Annotated in this window: 14 protein-coding genes and 1 pseudogene; 8 read left to right on the forward strand and 7 right to left on the reverse strand. The window is 76.5% G+C overall.

From position 1 onward, the window contains the following. Positions 1-19: 19 nt before the first annotated feature. The 3 genes from AB1207_RS08425 (at position 20) to AB1207_RS08435 (ending at position 2,831) form a co-directional block, all read left to right on the forward strand. On the forward strand, positions 20-253 hold the full coding sequence (locus AB1207_RS08425) for a hypothetical protein (RefSeq protein WP_367637579.1): 234 nt from the start codon (positions 20-22) through the stop codon (positions 251-253). 140 nt (positions 254-393) lie between these two features. Beyond that, a complete protein-coding gene (locus AB1207_RS08430) occupies positions 394-1,560 on the forward strand; it encodes a heparan-alpha-glucosaminide N-acetyltransferase domain-containing protein (protein WP_367637580.1) in 1,167 nt (388 codons plus the stop codon). Next, a complete protein-coding gene (locus AB1207_RS08435) occupies positions 1,557-2,831 on the forward strand; it encodes an ATP-binding protein (RefSeq protein ID WP_367637581.1) in 1,275 nt (424 codons plus the stop codon). Before AB1207_RS08430 ends, AB1207_RS08435 begins: the two co-directional genes overlap by 4 nt. Before the next feature lie 33 nt (positions 2,832-2,864). On the opposite strand, the gene AB1207_RS08440 is transcribed toward AB1207_RS08435, so the two are convergent. Continuing rightward, the gene (locus AB1207_RS08440; protein ID WP_367637582.1) at positions 2,865-3,716 is read right to left on the reverse strand and encodes a hypothetical protein; all 852 of its coding nucleotides are present in this window, start codon (positions 3,714-3,716) and stop codon (positions 2,865-2,867) included. Positions 3,717-3,792: 76 nt separating this feature from the next. On the opposite strand from AB1207_RS08440, the gene AB1207_RS08445 reads away from it, so the two are divergent. Next, on the forward strand, positions 3,793-4,905 hold the full coding sequence (locus AB1207_RS08445; RefSeq protein ID WP_367637583.1) for a tetratricopeptide repeat protein: 1,113 nt from the start codon (positions 3,793-3,795) through the stop codon (positions 4,903-4,905). A gap of 27 nt (positions 4,906-4,932) precedes the next feature. Here AB1207_RS08445 and AB1207_RS08450 read toward each other — a convergent pair whose 3' ends face one another. The 3 genes from AB1207_RS08450 to AB1207_RS08460 form a co-directional block, all read right to left on the reverse strand. After that, a complete protein-coding gene (locus AB1207_RS08450) occupies positions 4,933-6,618 on the reverse strand; it encodes a ribonuclease J (protein WP_367637584.1) in 1,686 nt (561 codons plus the stop codon). 63 nt (positions 6,619-6,681) lie between these two features. Next, a complete protein-coding gene (gene dapA, locus AB1207_RS08455) occupies positions 6,682-7,602 on the reverse strand; it encodes a 4-hydroxy-tetrahydrodipicolinate synthase (protein ID WP_367637585.1) in 921 nt (306 codons plus the stop codon). A gap of 234 nt (positions 7,603-7,836) precedes the next feature. Next, positions 7,837-8,565 (reverse strand): HAD-IA family hydrolase, encoded by a 729-nt coding sequence (locus tag AB1207_RS08460; protein ID WP_367637586.1) that lies wholly within the window; start codon positions 8,563-8,565, stop codon positions 7,837-7,839. Between the two features lie 68 nt (positions 8,566-8,633). On the opposite strand from AB1207_RS08460, the gene AB1207_RS08465 reads away from it, so the two are divergent. Beyond that, complete coding sequence (locus AB1207_RS08465; protein WP_367637587.1) at positions 8,634-10,430, forward strand: sugar phosphate isomerase/epimerase and 4-hydroxyphenylpyruvate domain-containing protein; 1,797 nt, start codon at positions 8,634-8,636, stop codon at positions 10,428-10,430. A gap of 35 nt (positions 10,431-10,465) precedes the next feature. On the opposite strand, the gene AB1207_RS08470 is transcribed toward AB1207_RS08465, so the two are convergent. After that, on the reverse strand, positions 10,466-11,374 hold the full coding sequence (locus AB1207_RS08470; protein WP_367637588.1) for an NADP-dependent oxidoreductase: 909 nt from the start codon (positions 11,372-11,374) through the stop codon (positions 10,466-10,468). A 55-nt stretch (positions 11,375-11,429) separates the two neighbouring features. Here AB1207_RS08470 and AB1207_RS08475 point away from each other — a divergent pair, with 55 nt between their 5' ends. Both AB1207_RS08475 and AB1207_RS08480 read left to right on the forward strand, forming a co-directional pair. Further along, the gene (locus AB1207_RS08475) at positions 11,430-11,744 is read left to right on the forward strand and encodes a Dabb family protein (protein ID WP_367637589.1); all 315 of its coding nucleotides are present in this window, start codon (positions 11,430-11,432) and stop codon (positions 11,742-11,744) included. 861 nt (positions 11,745-12,605) lie between these two features. Further along, positions 12,606-14,012: pseudogene (locus tag AB1207_RS08480) on the forward strand (putative bifunctional diguanylate cyclase/phosphodiesterase); the annotation flags it as partial. 95 nt (positions 14,013-14,107) lie between these two features. On the opposite strand, the gene AB1207_RS08485 reads toward AB1207_RS08480, so the two are convergent. Continuing rightward, positions 14,108-14,713, reverse strand: coding sequence for an ATP-binding protein (locus AB1207_RS08485; protein ID WP_367637842.1), 606 nt, complete (start codon positions 14,711-14,713; stop codon positions 14,108-14,110). Here AB1207_RS08485 and AB1207_RS08490 point away from each other — a divergent pair. Then, a complete protein-coding gene (locus tag AB1207_RS08490) occupies positions 14,701-14,916 on the forward strand; it encodes a hypothetical protein (RefSeq protein ID WP_367637590.1) in 216 nt (71 codons plus the stop codon). The genes AB1207_RS08485 and AB1207_RS08490 overlap by 13 nt on opposite strands. Here AB1207_RS08490 and AB1207_RS08495 read toward each other — a convergent pair. After that, positions 14,907-16,466: a cation:proton antiporter gene (locus tag AB1207_RS08495; RefSeq protein ID WP_367637592.1), complete on the reverse strand. Its 1,560-nt coding sequence runs from the start codon at positions 16,464-16,466 to the stop codon at positions 14,907-14,909. The genes AB1207_RS08490 and AB1207_RS08495 overlap by 10 nt on opposite strands. Positions 16,467-16,506: the final 40 nt, after the last annotated feature.

Consider the following 16,506-nt stretch of genomic DNA (forward strand, 5'->3'; position numbering starts at 1 on the left):
CACGGGCCAGGACGGTCCGGTGCGGACCGGAGCCTTCTTGACGGGCGCCTTGCCGGACGTCTTGGCCGGGGCCCTGGACACGGACCGGTTGGCCGCGGGCCGGGCACCCCGGGTGCCGGACGACCGCGCGGGGGTCCTGCCCCCGGCCGACCCGGACTTCGTGCCACCTCGCGAACCGGTCGCCACTGTCGAGGCCCCTCCCCTGCTGCTGCGCTCCGTCGTGCGCTGGGTCGTCCCCCGGGTGGCCATGTGATCACGGTACCGGCGCACGACTGCTCCGACCGGGCGAGCGCCCAGCCGGGTCCCAGGGTCTCCCGCGGGGCTGCGGGAGGGTCGCCGACACGCCGCGGGGCGCCCGACGGACCCGCCGGACCGGCCCGGCAGACTGGGCAGGTGCCGCTGCTCACCGCCGCCGACCGCGGTCGCCTCGTCGGGATCGACCTGGCCCGCGCCGTCGCCGTCGTGGGGATGATGGCCGTCCACGTGCTGCCCGGGGACGGGCCGGGGAGCGGGGCCGCAGGCGTCCTGTACTCCGTCGCGCACGGCCGGGCCTCCGGCCTGTTCGCCGTGCTCGCCGGCGTCTCGCTCGGCCTGGCGACCCGTCGCGGGGGTGCGGAGCGCGCGGCGGCCCGCACCTCCGTCGTGGTCCGGGGACTGCTCGTGGCGCTCGTCGGGCTGCTGCTCATCGACGTCGACAGCCGGGTCGCGGTGATCCTTCCCTACTACGGCGTCGCCTTCGTCGTCGTGCTGCCGTTCCTGTGGTGGCCCGCCCGCCGGTTGGCGGTGCTCGGGGTGACCTGGCTGGCGCTGGCGCCGGTGTTGTCCTCCGCCGTCCGGCGGGCGGCCGGGCTGCCCGCCCAGTTCGAGGAGCCGACGCTCGCCTGGCTGGCCCGGCCCGGGGACCTGCTGCAGACCCTGGCCCTCACCGGCTACTACCCCGTCGTCGGCTGGGCGGGGTACCTCGTGCTGGGCCTGGCCGTGTCGCGGGTCGACCTGCGGGCGAGCGCCGGCGCGCTGCGGCTGCTGGGGGCCGGGGCGGTGCTGGCGTCGGCCGCGTGGCTGGCCAGCGGTCTGCTGCTCGGACCCGGCGGCGGCCTGGCGGCCCTGCGGCCGCTGACCGGCGGCGCCGGGCTGGACGGCGTGGACTTCTACGGGACGGTGCCCACCGACTCGCCCTGGTTCCTGGCCGTCGTGACGGCGCACTCCGGGACGCCGTTCGACCTGCTGCACACCGCCGGGACGGCGCTGGCCGTCATCGGGGGCGCCTGCCTGCTGCCGGGCGCGGTGACGCGGTTCCTCGTGCCGGTGGCGGCCCTGGGCAGCATGCCGCTGACCGTCTACACCGGTCACGTGCTGGCCCTGGCCGGGACGGACGAGGAGTCGACGGGTCTGCTCGGCCTGCACGTCGTGGTCGCGCTCGTCGCCGCGACGCTCTGGCGGCTCGTCGTCGGCCGCGGGCCGCTGGAGACCGCGGTGGGGGCCGTGGCGTCGGCCGCGTCCGCCCCGCTGCGACGTCGGGCCGACCCCGCGCCGGCCGACCCGCCTACGCTGGCGCCGTGAGCGCGTCGCCGTCGTCCCCGGGCTCGTCCGGTCCCCAGGACCCGCTGCTGCGCAGCCTGCTGGCCGCCCTCGACGCGAACCCGGCCGACGTGCCGCTGCGGCTGCACGTGGCCGGGCTCCTGCTCGCGGCCGGCGACGGGCAGGCGGCGCTCGCGCACGCCGCGCACGTCCTGGCCCTGGACCCGGCCTCGGACCAGGCGCGCGACCTCGTGCAGCGTGCGCTCGCCCCCGCTCCGCCCACCGCGGACCCGGGTGCGCCCGCGTCACCGGGCCCGGGCGGACCGCCCGCGTTCGACTGGGACCGCGCCGAGGCCGACCTCGGTCCCCTCGACACGAGCCGGCTCGGGGCGCACGACGCCGAGGACGGCCCGCCGGACGCGACGACCGCCGACCTGACGCGCCCGGCCACGACGCTGGCCGACGTCGCCGGGATGACCGACGTCAAGGAGCGCCTCGACCTGGCCTTCCTCGGCCCGCTGCGCAACCCCGAGCTGCGCCGGATGTACGGCAAGAGCCTGCGCGGTGGGCTGCTGCTGTACGGCCCGCCCGGCTGCGGCAAGACGTTCCTCGCGCGCGCCCTCGCCGGTGAGGTGGGTGCGCAGTTCCTCTCCGTCGGTCTGGCCGACGTCCTGGACATGTGGATCGGGGGCAGCGAGAAGAACCTGCACGCCCTCTTCGAGCAGGCGCGGCGCAACGCCCCGTGCGTGCTGTTCTTCGACGAGGTGGACGGTCTGGGCATGTCCCGCAGCCAGACCCGGTCCTCGGGGATGCGCACGACCGTGCAGCAGCTGCTCGCCGAGCTCGACGGCGTGGCGACGGGGGGCGCGGGCGGGAACGAGGGGGTGTTCGTGCTGGCCGCGACGAACGCGCCCTGGGACGTCGACCCGGCGCTGCGCCGTCCCGGCCGGCTGGACCGGACCGTCCTCGTGCTGCCGCCGGACGCCCCCGCGCGCCGCGCCGTGCTCGAGCACCACCTGGGCGACCGACCGACCGACCGGCTCGACCTCGCACCGCTCGTCGCCCGCACGGAGGACTACTCCGGCGCGGACCTCGCGCACATCGTCGAGACGGCGGCCGAACTGGCGATGCGGGACGCGCTGCGCACCGGCCGCGTCCGTCCCCTCACCGACCACGACCTGCACGCGGCGTGGCGCGAGGTGCGGCCCTCGACGGGAGCGTGGTTCGACACCGCCCGCAACGTGGCGACGTACGCGAACTCCGACGGGTCGTGGGACGACCTCGTGCAGCACCTGCGCCGCCGCAAGCGCTGACCGCTCCCGCGGGTCGGGCCCGGCGGCGGGGTGTCAGGACCCGGAGGGACCCGCGAGGTGCCGCGCGGCCCGGTCCACGACCGAGCCGAGGGACTGCTCCTGGGACGCGGGCGCGGCGGGCGTCTCCACCCGCACCTCGACCCGCACCTCCCCCGGGGCCGGTGCGCTCACCTCGCCCGTCACGGTGACCGGGTCGGGCAACGGCAGCTGCACCGAGACCGACCCCGTGAGCGGGAGGTGGCCGGGCAGCGACCCGGGCAGGTTCGAGGGGAGGTCCACCGGCAGCTCGACCGATGCCGACAGCAGTTCCCGGGTGCCCTGCGCGGCCGGGGCCGGATCGACGGGCGTGACCGGCTGCGCGGCAGCGGTCGGCGCGGCAGAGGGGGCCGGGGCCACCGGATCGGCGGGCGGCGCGGCCGGGGTCGACGCGGCGGGCGCGGACCCGCGCGCCGTGGACCCTGCCGCCGTGGACCCTTCAGACGCGGACCCTGCCGGCGCGGACCCTGCCGGCGTGGACCCCGTGGACCCACCGGCCGACCCGTTCCCGTCCTGCGAGGTCCCGGCGACCGGCGGCGCGGAGGCCGCAGGAGCAGCCTCGGCCGACGACGACGACGCGAGCGGCGCCGCCACCGGGGTGCGCGGCGTCGCCGGGACCGCCAGGGACGGCGAGGACGGCGAGGACACGGCGGCGGTCGCGGGGGCCTCGGCGACGGGTCGCCCCGCGGGGGCGTCGGCCCGGTCGACGAGCACGGCCCCGCCGATGACGCCGAGGGAGAGCGTCAGCCCGGCGGCGACGACCCGGGCGGGCCGGCTGCCGAGGAACCCACCCGTGGAGTGCCGCGGGAGGTAGGTAGCCTCCGACCGGGTGCGGCGAGGCGTCTGCACGGCGTGAACCTAGCATCCTTGGTCGCAGTCCGTAGTCCTTCGGACACGATCCCGCAGAGACGAGGCAGGAGGCCCGGTGCCGACCCCACCCGACGGCCCGGGCCACCCGGCGAGCGTGCCGCCCTCCCCCACCGAGCTGGCGTTGCGCCGTGCGGAGGCCCTCGGGGACGCGGGACGGTGGGAGCAGTCGCTGCGCACCCTGCACGAGGTCCTGGCCGCGGAACCGCGCCACCCCGTCGCACTGCGGCTGGCGGCGGTCGCGGAGATCCAGCTGCAGCGCTGGCCGCAGGCGCTGCAGGCCGCCCAGGCCGCGGTCGCCGTCGACCCGGCCGCCGAGCACGGCCACCGGCTGGCGAGCGTGGCCCTCGAGCACCTCGGCCGCCACGGCGAGGCCGTGCGGGCCGCGCGGGAGGCCGTGCGCTGCGAACCCTCCGAGCCGTACGCGCTGGCCCGCCTGGCCTCCGTCCTCTCCACCCGGCGCGGCGGCCGCCGGGAGGCCCTGCACGCGGCGCACGCCGCCGTGGAGGCTGGGCCCGGCCTGACCAGTCCCCTGTTCGTGCTGGCCCTGGTCCAGCACCGGCGCGGACGCCGGCGCGCTGCGGTCGCGGCCTACGAGGCCGTCCTGCGCCTGGAACCCGGGCACGCCGACGCCCTCAACAACCTGGGGGCGCTGGCGCTGAACTCCCACCGGCTCGGCCGGGGCGCGCGGTTGCTCGGCGACTCCCTCGCCGCGGACCCGCAGAGCGCGGTGGCCCGGCACAACGTGGACGTCCTCGCGGTCGGCCTGGCCCGCCGGGTGTGGGTGGCCGGGCTGCTCACCGCGCTCGGCGTGGGCATCGCCGAGGCCGTCGAGAGCGGGGCCGGCGAGGGCGGCGCGGACGGGTCGGTCGTGCCGTGGCGCTGGATCGTGCTCGTGCTCGGGTGGGGTGTCCTCGCCGCGTGGTTCGTCCCGACGTGGCGGGCGGTGCCCCGGTCGCTGCAGCACGCGGTGGCCGAACGCTCGCGGCGCCGGCCCCTGCTCGTCGTGGCCTGGGTGACGGCGGTGCTGCTGCTGCTCGGCTCGCTCGTCGTGGCGGCGTTGCCCCGCTCGGCGGTCTCGCTGGAGGCGACGCTGGGCGCCGCGCGGGTCGTGCTGCTCGTGAACCTCGTCGTGTGGATCGCGCTGCGGCGCGGCCGCCCCCGCGAGTGAGGGCGACCGCGAGCAGGTCCGCGCGGGTCAGGCGGTGACGACGACCGGCACGATCATCGGCCGGCGGCGGTGCGTCTGGGACACCCAGGTCCCCACGGTGCGCCGGACGATCTGCTGCAGCTGGTAGGTGTCCACCGGACCGGTGGACGCCTCGTTGAGCGCGTTCTCCACGCGCTTTCGGACGGCGTTGAAGCGGTCGTCGCCGTCGCCGATGAACCCGCGGGCGTTGAACTCCGGGCCGGAGACGACCTTGCCGGTGACGGAGTCGACCGCGACGAAGATGGAGATGAAACCCTCCTCGCCGAGGATCCGCCGGTCCTTCAGGTCGGCCTCGGTGATCTCCCCGACGCTCGACCCGTCGACGTAGACGTAGCCGACGGGGACGGCCCCGACGATGCTGGCCTTCCCGTCGACGAGGTCGACGACCACGCCGTCCTCGGCGATGACGACGCGCTCGCGCGGGACGCCCGTCTTGACGGCCAGTTCCGCGTTGGCCAGCAGGTGCCGGATCTCCCCGTGCACGGGCATGACGTTGCGCGGTTTGAGGACGTTGTAGCAGTAGAGGAGCTCCCCGGCGCTGGCGTGTCCGGAGACGTGGATCTTCGCGCTCTGCTGGTGCACGACCGTGGCCCCGAGGCGGGCCAGGCCGTTGACGACGCGGTACACCGAGTTCTCGTTCCCCGGGATGAGGGAACTGGCGAGGATCACGGTGTCGCCCGCGTCGATCGCGATGCGGTGGTCGCGGTTGGCCATGCGCGACAGCGCCGCCATGGGTTCGCCCTGCGACCCGGTGCACATGAGGACGACGCGGTCCTCGGGCAGGTCGTCGACCTGCTTGAGGTCGATGAGCAGGTTCTTCGGGACCGTCAGGTACCCCAGGTCCGCCGCGATGCCCATGTTGCGGACCATCGAGCGACCCACGAGGGCCACCTTGCGCCCGTGCGCGTCCGCGGCGTTCAGCACCTGCTGGACGCGGTGCACGTGGGAGGCGAAGGAGGCGACGATGATGCGCTTCTCCGCGCGGCCGAACAACTGCTCGAGCACCGGGCCGATGTCCCGCTCGGGCGCGGTGAACCCGGGCACCTCGGCGTTGGTGGAGTCGACGCAGAACAGGTCGACGCCCTCGTCGCCCAGGCGGGCGAACGCGTTGAGGTCGGTGATCCGGTTGTCCAGCGGCAGCTGGTCCATCTTGAAGTCGCCCGTGTGCAGGACGAGCCCGGCCGCGGTGCGGATGGCGACGGCCAGGGCGTCGGGGATCGAGTGGTTCACGGCGATGAACTCGCACTCGAACGGGCCGAGCTGTTCCTTCTGGCCCTCGCGCACGGCGTGCGTGTAGGGCTTGATGCGGTGTTCCTTGAGCTTGGCCTCGATGAGGGCCAGCGTCAGCTGGGACCCCAGCAGCGGGATGTCCGAGCGCAGCTTCAGCAGGTACGGCACGGCCCCGATGTGGTCCTCGTGCCCGTGCGTCAGGACCAGGGCGACGATGTCGTCGAGGCGGTCGGCGATGGGCCCGAAGTCGGGGAGGATGAGGTCGACACCGGGTTGGTGGTCCTCGGGGAACAGCACGCCGCAGTCGACGACGAGCAGCTTGCCCTCGTGCTCCAGCACGGTCATGTTGCGCCCGACCTCGCCCAGACCGCCGAGGCCGTAGACGCGCAGGGCGCCCTTCGGCAGCGGCGGCGGGGACGTCAGTTCGGGGTGGGGGTGGCTCATGCGGCTCCTCCTGCGGCCCGGGGGCCGCCACGGTCGGTACGGGTGTGACTGAGGTTCGGGGGGTCAGGCGGCGGGGGCCGCGAGGCCCGCGAGGGCCAGGTCGGCGCGGATCGCCTCGACCTCGGCGGGGGTCGCGGGCAGCAGGGGCTGGCGCACGGTGCGGCCGGGCAGGACGCCGGTCAGCTCGAGCGCGGCCTTCACGGCGACGGCACCCTGGGTGCGCGTCATGATGCCGCGGACGGCGGGCAGCAGCCGGGAGGCCACGGTGCGGGCGGTCACGAGGTCCCCCGCGTCGACCGCGGCGACCATGGCGGCGTGCTCGCGACCGGCGACGTGGCTGACGACGGAGACGACGCCGGACCCGCCGAGGGTCAGGAGCGGCAGGTTCAGCGCGTCCTCGCCGGAGTAGTACGCGAGGTCGGTGCGGGCCAGCACCTGGGCGGTGCCGTACAGGTCGCTCTTGGCGTCCTTGACCGCGACGATCCGGTCGTGCTCGGCCGCGCGGACGAGCGTCTCGGTCTCGATCGGCACACCCGCGCGGGCGGGGATGTCGTAGAGCATGACGGGCAGCCCGGTCGCGTCGGCGACCGTCTCGAAGTGCGCGAGGACGGCGACCTGCGGGGGCTTGTTGTAGTACGGGGTCACGACGAGCAGACCGTGCGCGCCGGCCTTCTCGGCGGCGCGGGCCAGCTCGACCGTGTGCCGGGTGTCGTTCGTGCCGACGCCGGCGACGACCGTGGCCCGGTCCCCGACCGCGTCCAGGACCGCGCGCAGCAGCGCGTCCTTCTCCTCGTCCGTCGTCGTGGGCGACTCCCCCGTCGTCCCGCTGACGACGAGGCCGTCGTGCCCGGTGGCGACGAGGTGCTCGGCGAGGGAGCCGGCGGCGGCCAGGTCGAGGGACCCGTCCGGGCGGAAGGGGGTGACCATCGCGCTCAGCACCGTCCCGAACGGACGGGGAGGCTGTGCGGCGGTGGCGGTCGGCATGGGCCGAGGTTACCGCGAGGGGCCGTCCCCACCGCCCACCGCACGCGTCGCCCAGCGGGTCGTGCCCACGAGCCCCGAGCAGGGGCGCAGCGCGAGTCGTGCGAGGGGAGACCCGGTCGCTGCCCGCTCGGGGGTCCGGGCAGCGACCGGGTTCCGGGTGGGTCATCGACCCGGCGCGCCCCGGCGTTACAGCTCGGGGCACCTCGGGGGGCCCCCCGGACGGGTCGGGACGGGTCAGCCGGCGGGGACGAGCCGCGGGCGCACCCCCTCCGGACCGGCGTCCAGGCGCACCGCGGTCAGCAGGGCGACGACGAGGTCGGCGTCCAGCGGCCCGTCCGGGTGGGTCGTGCGCACGGCGAGCGTCGCGCACCCGGCGGCCCGCGCCGCGGCCAGACCGGCCGGGGCGTCCTCCACGACGAGGCAGTCGGCCGGGTCGACGCCGAGCCGCTGCGCGCCGAGGAGGAAGCAGTCCGGGGCGGGCTTGCCCCTGGCCACGTCGTCGAAGACCACGAGCACGTCGGGGTCGGGCAGCCCCGCGGCGTGCCGGCGGGCGTCGGCCAGCGGCGCCGAGCAGGAGGTGACGACCGCCCAGCGGTGGGCGGGCAGGCCGGACAGGAGCTCGGGCACCCCCGGCAGCTGGACGACGTCGTCGACGTCGGTGGTCTCGAGCTCGAGGATGCGGGCGGTGCCGGCGACGGCGGCCTCGGGCCCGACGAGGTCGGCGACGATCTCGGGGGCCGGACGCCCGTGGCCGGCGGCGTTGCGCAGTGCCTCGCCCGTGACGCCGTGCTCGACCGCCCACGTCGTCCAGGACCGTTCGATGGCGGCCGTGGAGTCCACGAGGGTGCCGTCCATGTCGAACAGGACGGCGGCGAACGTGCGGCCCAGGACGCGGTCGGGGTCGACCCCCTCGGGCCCGCGGGACGGTTCGCTGGACGGGGTGCTGACGGGTCGGGGTTCCACCGCCGCACCCTACGAGGCCCTCCCGCAGCACCACCCCCGGGGACGTCCGGGGTGGCAGGGTGGTCACCGTGCGCACCTCCATCGCGACCGTGAGCCTGGCCGGGACCCTGCCGGAGAAGCTGCGCGCAGCGGCCGCCGCCGGCTTCGACGCGGTGGAGGTGTTCGAACCCGACCTCGTGACCTCCCCGCTGCGACCGGCGCAGGTCCGCTCCCTCGCCGCCGACCTCGGGGTGCGGATCGCGCTGTACCAGCCCTTCCGCGACCCCGACGACGTCGACCCGGCCCGCGCGGCGCGCGTCCGCGACCGCCTGCGGCGCAAGCTGGACGTCGTCCGCGAGCTCGGGTGCGACCTGGTCCTGGTGTGCTCCTCGGTGCACGCGGCCGCGGTGCGCGACGACGACGAGCTGGCGGCACAGCTGAGCGCGCTGGCCGACGACGCCTCCGCCGCGGGGGTGCGGCTGGCGTACGAGGCGCTCGCGTGGGGGGCCCACGTCTCCGACTACCGGCACGGGGCGCGCGTCGTGGCGCTCGCCGACCACCCCGCCCTGGGGACGTGCGTGGACTCCTTCCACGTCCTGTCCCGCGGCGACGACCCCGACGGGATCGCGGACCTGGAGAAGGTGTTCTTCTGCCAGGTCGCCGACGCGCCGCTGCTCGGCATGGACGTCCTGCCCTGGAGCCGGCACCACCGACTGTTCCCCGGCCAGGGGGGTTTCGACCTCGCCCGGTTCCAGCGGGCCGTCCTGGCCGCGGGGTACGACGGGCCGGTGTCCCTGGAGGTGTTCAACGACCTCTACCGCCAGGCCGACCCGGGCCGCACGGCCGTGGACGCGCTGCGCTCGCTGCGATACCTCGCCGACCGGACCGTCCCCGGGACGCTGCCGGCCGCCCCCGTCCCGCGCGACTGGGCCTTCGTCGAGGTCGCCGCCTCGGGCGCGGGGCTGCCGGCCGTGGAGTCGCTGCTGACGGCGTTCGGCCTGCGGCGCACCGGGGTGCACCGCCGCGGCGAGGTCGACCTGTGGACCCGCGGGCCGGTGCGGGTCGTGGTGAACCAGCGGTCGGCCCAGGACCGGGCGCGGCTGTCCTCCCTGGGGTTGGAGGTGGACCAGCCGCACGCCCTGGCCGAGCGCGCGCGGGACCTGCTCGCCCCGCTCGTGCACCGACCCGTGGGCCCGGGCGAGGCGGAGATCCCCTCCCTCGTCGCGCCGGACGGCACGTGGGTGCAGTTCTGCAGCACGGCACCGGAGTGGCGCGACGACTTCGTCCCCGTGCCCGCCCCGGCGGACGTCGCCCCGCAGGGCGGGTTCACGGGCATCGACCACGTGACGCTGCCCCAGCCGTTCGCGGGGTTCGACGCCGCGGGCCTGTTCCTCACCGCGGTGCTGGGCCTGCAGGCCGGGGAACTGTCGGAGATCCCGGCCCCGGACGGGTTGGTGCGCTCCCGGCCGCACACCTCACCGCGCTCCCCGGTCCGCATCGCGCTCAACGTGGGCCCCACGTCGGCGACGTTGCGGGGGCGGCCGCTGACGGGTGGGCACGTGGCGTTCGCGACAAACGACCTGGTGGCCGTCGTCGACGGGTTCCTCGCCGCGGGCGGGCGCGCACTGCCGGTGCCCGGGAACTACCACGACGACCTCGCGGCCCGGTTCGACCTCGACGAGGAGTTCTGCGAGTCGTTGCGGCGCCGCGGGATCCTCTACGACCGCGACGAACGGGGTGGGGAGTTCCTGCAGTTCTTCGCGCGCTCGGTGAGCCGGGAGTTCTTCGTCGAGGTCGTCGAACGCCGCGGCGGGTACGCCGGGTTCGGGGCCGGGAACACCGCCGTCCGGCTGGCCGCGCAGCGGGTCGCCCCCGAGGAGGACTGAACCCGCCGGCGGCCCCACCGGTTCCTGCCGGGCGGTCAGGGCAGGAGGACGATCCGGCCCCGTCGGTGCGGGCGCTCGGCCGTGGCGAACGCCTCGACGACGTCGTCCAGCGCGAACGCCCCCGCGATGGGCACGTGCAACCGGTCCTGGGCGACGAGGTCCACGAGTTCGGCCAGGACCTCCGCGCGTCGGGGCGCGGCGGGACCGAACTCCAGGTCGGCCTCGAGCGGCAGCGTCGCGACGCACCGGGAGGCCGGGACCCCCAGGGCCTCGGCCAGGTGGTCGACGTCCGCGCCCGTGGTGTCCACCACGACGTCGACGCGACCGGCGCGCCCGTGCACGACCCGGGCCAGCGCCCCGGCGTCGGCCGGTTCGACGGCGTCCGCGCCGTGCGCGTGCAACCAGTCGTGGTGGGTGGCCTCGGCCACGCCGACGACCCCGGCCCCGCAGAGGCGGGCCAGCTGGACCACGAGGGTGCCGACGTCCGAGGCCGCGCCGACGACGAGCACGACGTCCCCGTCCCCCACCCCGGTGGACTCCACGCACGTCCACGCCGTCACGCCCGCCACGTAGAGGGCGCCCGCGACCTCCCAGGACACGGCGGCGGGTTTGCGGACGAGGGCACCTTCCGGGACGACGACGACGTCGGCGTGACCGCCCTGCTCCGGGCTCCAGCCGAGCACCTCGTCGCCGACGGCGAACCGGCGCGCGCGGGACCCGACGTCGGTGACGACCCCGGCGAACTCCGAACCCGTGGCGGCCGGGAAGGCCCGCGGGTACAGCTCGGCCAGGGCCCCCTCGCGGGCGGCGGACTCCCCCGCCGTCACCCCCGAGGCGCGGACGGTGACCTGGACCTCGGCGGGTCCGGGGCGGCGGGCGGGGACCTCGACGACGCGCAGGACGTCCGGGCCGCCCCACCGCTCGAAGCGGACGACTCTGCTCACGGGCGCAGCCTGTCCCGAACGACCGGGCGGGGCAAGCCTGTGCTGTGCTGGCCGGGTGATCAGGAACGTCGTCGTCGGCCGTCTGCACCCCGGAGCCGACCGCAGCGTGCTGGACCGGGCACTGCGCGCGATCGTCGCGCTCGACCCGCCGGGCCTGCTGGCCGTGCACGTCGGGACCGACGCCGGGCTGCGCCCGGGGAACTGGGACTGGGCCCTGACCCTGGACTTCGCCGACGCCGACGCCTACCGGGCGTACGACGCCGACGTCGAGCACAACAGGGTCCGCGCCGAGCTGTTCGGTCCGCTGTGCCGCGACATCGCGCGCGTGCAGTTCGAGGTGCCGGACCCGCGGGCACCCGCCGACGACTGACCCGGACGGGGGATCCTCCCCGCCGGTGCCTGCGCGATCGGGGTCGCCGTGCCGATGGTCCCCCGTCACCTGCAGCCGGCCGGGTGCCTCTTCTCCGACCGGAAGTGGTGCCCCCATGGCCGACCGCGCCCGCCCCCACGAGCGCGAGCGACGACCGTCCGTCCCGGCCCGCGCCCCACGGCTCGTGGTCGTGGCCGGGCCCGTGGCGCTCCTCGCCCTCGCCCTCGCCGTCGCCTCGCCGTCGCCCTCGCCGCCGCCGCCGTCGCCGTGCTGTGGCCGGCGCAGGCCGAACCCGTGCTGCGGACCGGGGCCGGAGCCCTGTCGCTGGCGCTGCTGCACGACCGCGTCCGGCGGGTGGAGGCGGAGCGGGAGGTCTGGCGGTGGTTCCGCTCCGCCGCGCTCGTCGCGACGGCCGGGTCCGCGGTCGACCTCCTGGGCGGGGCCCCCGCCGTCCTGACGGCCGCCGGACTCGTCGGCTGCGCCCTGCTGTACCGCGGGCTCATCGTGTGGAACCGCACGAGCACGCGCACGACCGACCCCGGCGACTGGCTCAACGGCATCAGCGCGATCTTCGCCGTCGTGGCCGTCGCCGACCTGGCGCTGGCCGCTGCGGGGTGGACGCTGCCCGACGTGGTCGGTCTGCAGCAGCGGCTGGTCGGCGGGGCCGCGCTCTTCGTCGTCCTCGGCACGACGCTGACGGTCGCGAGCATGGCGGCCCTGCTGACCGACCTGCGGCCGTGGCTCATGAGCGCGGGTGCCGCCTCGGCGCTCGCGGGGCAGGTGCTCGCCGCGACCGGGCGGCCCGGGTTCGCCGTGCCCGGGGCGGCCGCGCTCGCCCTGGGCGTGGGGCTCGCCGCACGGATGCCCGCCCGGCCGGCCCGGCCCCAGCCCGCGACGACGCAGTCGCTGACGATCGGCGCGTTCGTCGTGCTGCTGGCCGGGGTGTCGGTGCTCGCCGGGGCCACCCGTCTGCCCCCCGACGTGACGACCCTCGCCGTCGTGTGGGCCTCGGCCGCCGTCGTCGGCGTGAGCTTCCGCGTCGTCCGCCTCATCCGCGACCTGGCCTCCCTCGCGGCCCGCCGGCAGGAGGCCCTGACGGACGAGCTCACCGGGCTCGCCAACCGCCGGGCCTTCGACCAGGCGCTCGCCGTGCCCGCCGAGGGGCGCGCGCTGCTCGTGCTCGACGTCGACCGGTTCAAGGAGGTCAACGACCGCTTCGGCCACCACGCGGGCGACCGGCTCCTCGCCGCGGTCGCCGGCCGGCTCGCCGACGTCGTCCCGCCCGAGGCCCTCCTGTGCCGGCTCGGCGGGGACGAGTTCGCCGTCCTCGCGCCCGGCGCCGACGAACCGGCGGCCGCCGCGCTCGGTCACCTCCTGCTGGGGGCCGCCGCCGAGGACGAGCGGCGGACCAGCGTGAGCATCGGCGTGGCCACCGGCGGGCAGCGGGGCGAGGAGCTGTTCCGGCAGGCCGACACGGCCATGTACCAGGCCAAGGCGAGCCGTTGCGGCGTGCGGCTGTACGACGCCGACCTCGACGCGGCCGCGCGCCGTCGGGCCGGGCTCGCGGACGACCTGCGAGCGCTGTGGCGGGACGGTGAGGTCGCGCAGCTCGAGGTCTTCTACCAACCGCAGGTGGGGCTCGCGGACGGCCGGGTCCGGGGCGTGGAGGCCCTGGTGCGCTGGCGGCACCCGCTGCTCGGGCTGCTGTCCCCGGGGGCCTTCCTCGACGTCGTCGAGGACGAGGGCCTGACGGGAGCGCTCACCGTCCACGTCCTGCGGACGGCGGCGCACGACGCGACCCGGTGGCGCGCGGACGGGTGGCCGGACCTGTCGGTCGCGGTCAACCTGTCGGCGACCGACCTGTCCGATCCCGCGCTGCTGCCGGTGCTGGAGGACCTGCTGGCCGCCGGCCTGGACGCGTCCGCGCTCGTCCTGGAGGTCACCGAGACGGCGCTCGTGCAGGACGGCGACGCCGGGCTCGACCTGTGCCACGCGGTGCGGCGCAGGGGGTTCGGGCTGAGCATCGACGACTACGGGACGGGCTTCTCCTCGCTGGCGCACCTGAGCGACCTGCCGGCCACCGAGCTGAAGGTGGACCGCTCCTTCACGCAGCGGGTCCTGGGGGACGCCGGCGTGCACGCCATCGTGGCCGCGACCGTGGGCCTGGCCCACCAGCTCGGCCTGCGGGTCGTCGCGGAGGGGGCCGAGGACGTCCCGACCGTCGACGCGCTGCGCGCGCTGGGCTGCGACGAGGTGCAGGGGTTCGTGCACGCGCGCCCGATGCCGGTGGGCGACCTGGGGTCGTGGCTGGGGTCGTGGGCCGCACAGCGGACGGCGAGGCGACTGCGGTGCGAGCGGAACCGTCAGGTGACCTGCGCGGCGGCGAACCCGCAGCGGAACCACGTGACCTTGCCGGTCCCCTCGGGCGCCGGCCGGGATCCCCACTCGTCGGCCATGACGTCGACGAGCGCCACCCCACGGCCGCCGGTGCTCTCCAGGTCCCGCGCCCGCAGGTGGGGCGGCTCGGCGCTGCCGTCGTGGACGGCCACGGTGACGTGGTCGGGGCCGCACTCGACCTCCAGCCGCACCGGCGGCGCGCCGTGGACGACGGCGTTGGCGACCACCTCCGACGTCAGCAGTTCGACCACGTCGAGGACCTCGTCGAGGACGTCGAGGGGGACCGCGTCCCAGCCGGGCCCGTCGTCCCCCAGCTCCTGACGGCAGCGGTCGACGGCCCAGCGCCGCGCCACGGCGACCGCTCCGGGGTCTGAGGGCAGGGTGAGGCGGGCCGACGGCAACGGGGGATCTCCTCGGTCGTCTGCGGCGCGCCGACTGGTTGCAGCGCGTGCCGACGACAGCCACGGAGCCCGGCGACGACCCCGCTCACTCTGCCTCACCCGGGGTGACCGGGCAATCACGATGGGCGGAACGCCCGGCGCCCGCCCAGAGTGGGTGCATGAGCGAACCACATGAGCAGGACCCGGCGCAGGACCCGACGCCCGACCCCGACGCCGATCCCGGGCAGCTGAACCCCCGCGACACGCGCGGCACGAGCACCGGCGACGGCGCCCGGAGCGGTGGTGACGCGGACCCCGACGCAGACCCCGACGCGGACCCTGACGCGCTCAACCCCCGGTCCGAGGACGGCGAGGACGGGCAGCCTCACTCGTAGCGGGCGGCGCGCGCCTCGACGTCGAGCAGGAGCCGGTCGGCGACGGCCGGGCTCACCTCGCCGTCGCGGCGCGCCTGCTGCACGCGGTCGCGTTCGGCGTCGGTGGCCACCACCATGAGCCGGCCGAGCTCCTCGACGGCCTCCGGTTCCTCCTCGCCCTCGTCGAACAGGCCCACGATGCGGTCCTGGTGCTCCCACCGGGCCCGGTACCGGGTCGTGACGGTGGACCGCGCGCGTTCGCCGACGTCCGAGGCTCCCGCGACGGCCCGCAGCGCCGCTCGCGTGGCGTCCCGCCGCAGCCGTCGGGCGTCCTCGTCGGCGGACTCCGCCGTCCCCACCCCGAGCCGCCGGACGAGCGGCGCGAGGGTCAGGCCCTGCGCGACGAGCGTCACCAGCACGGTGAGGAGGGCGACGAGCACGACCTCGGACCGGTGGGGGAACGGGCCGTCCTCCCCCGTCAGCGGCAGGGCCAGCGCGGTCGCGACCGTCACCACCCCGCGCATGCCCGCCCACGAGGCCACGGTCGCCTCCCGCCACCCCGCCGGCGTCGCCGATCCCCGCCGCCGCGCGCGCCGGCCCGCGAGCGCCGACGCGCCGTGGACGACGGCGAAGCGCACGACGACGAGGACCCCGATGACCGCGGCCGCCAGGCCCAGCGCGTGACCGTCCCCGAGGCGGGAGGTGTCCTCCAGCGCCGAGGTGAGCTCCAGGCCGAGGAACCCGAAGAGCAGTCCGGTGACGAGGAAGTCGACGTAGCGCCAGACCGACCGACCCAGCACCCACCCCGCCGACGTCGAGGCCCGGTGGCCGCGCGAGCGCAGGAAGTACCCGGCGGCCAGGACGGCCAGCACGCCCGAGGACTCCACGGCGTCCGCGAGCAGGTACACCGCGAAGGGCAGCGCCAGCGTGATCGTCGTCTCCACGGAGGCGTCGGCCAGGCGGGACAGCGCCGCCCGGGCGGCCACTCCGCCCGCGAGCCCGACGAGGACGCCGCTGACCACCTGCAGCGCGAGCCGCCACCCGACCTCCCCCAGTCCGATCCCACCGGCCACGACGGCGATGAGCCCGACCTGGTAGGTGGTCAGGGCGGTGGCGTCGTTGAACTGGCCCTCCCCCTCCAGGACCGTGACGAGCCGCGGCGGCAGCCGGAGCGTGCGGGCCACGGCCGTCGCGGCCACCGGGTCCGGCGGGGCGACGACCGCGCCGAGCACGACGGCGACCGCCCACGGCAGCCCGAGCAGGTGACCCACGACCGCCACGGCGGCCGCGCTGGCCGCCGTGAGACCGACGGCGAGGACCGTCACGGCGCGGGCGTCGGCGCGCAGTTCACGCACGGAGCCGCGCAGCGTCTGGGCGAACAGCAGCGGCGGCAGGACGAGCGGGAGGATGACGTCCGGCGGCACCCGCGGGGTCGGCACGACCGGGACGAGCGCGAGCAGGAGGCCGTACAGGGTCAGCGCGATCGGCTGCGGGACCCCCACCCGCCCGGCGAGCGGGGTGAGGACGACGATCCCCAGGAGGAGCAGGCCGAGCAGCGCGACGACGTCCACCCCGCGATCCTCACCCCGGTACCGGAGCGGCGCCGGGTGG

Origin of the sequence: Kineococcus endophyticus (assembly GCF_040796495.1) — a bacterium.
Classification (GTDB): Bacteria; Actinomycetota; Actinomycetes; order Actinomycetales; family Kineococcaceae; genus Kineococcus; species Kineococcus endophyticus.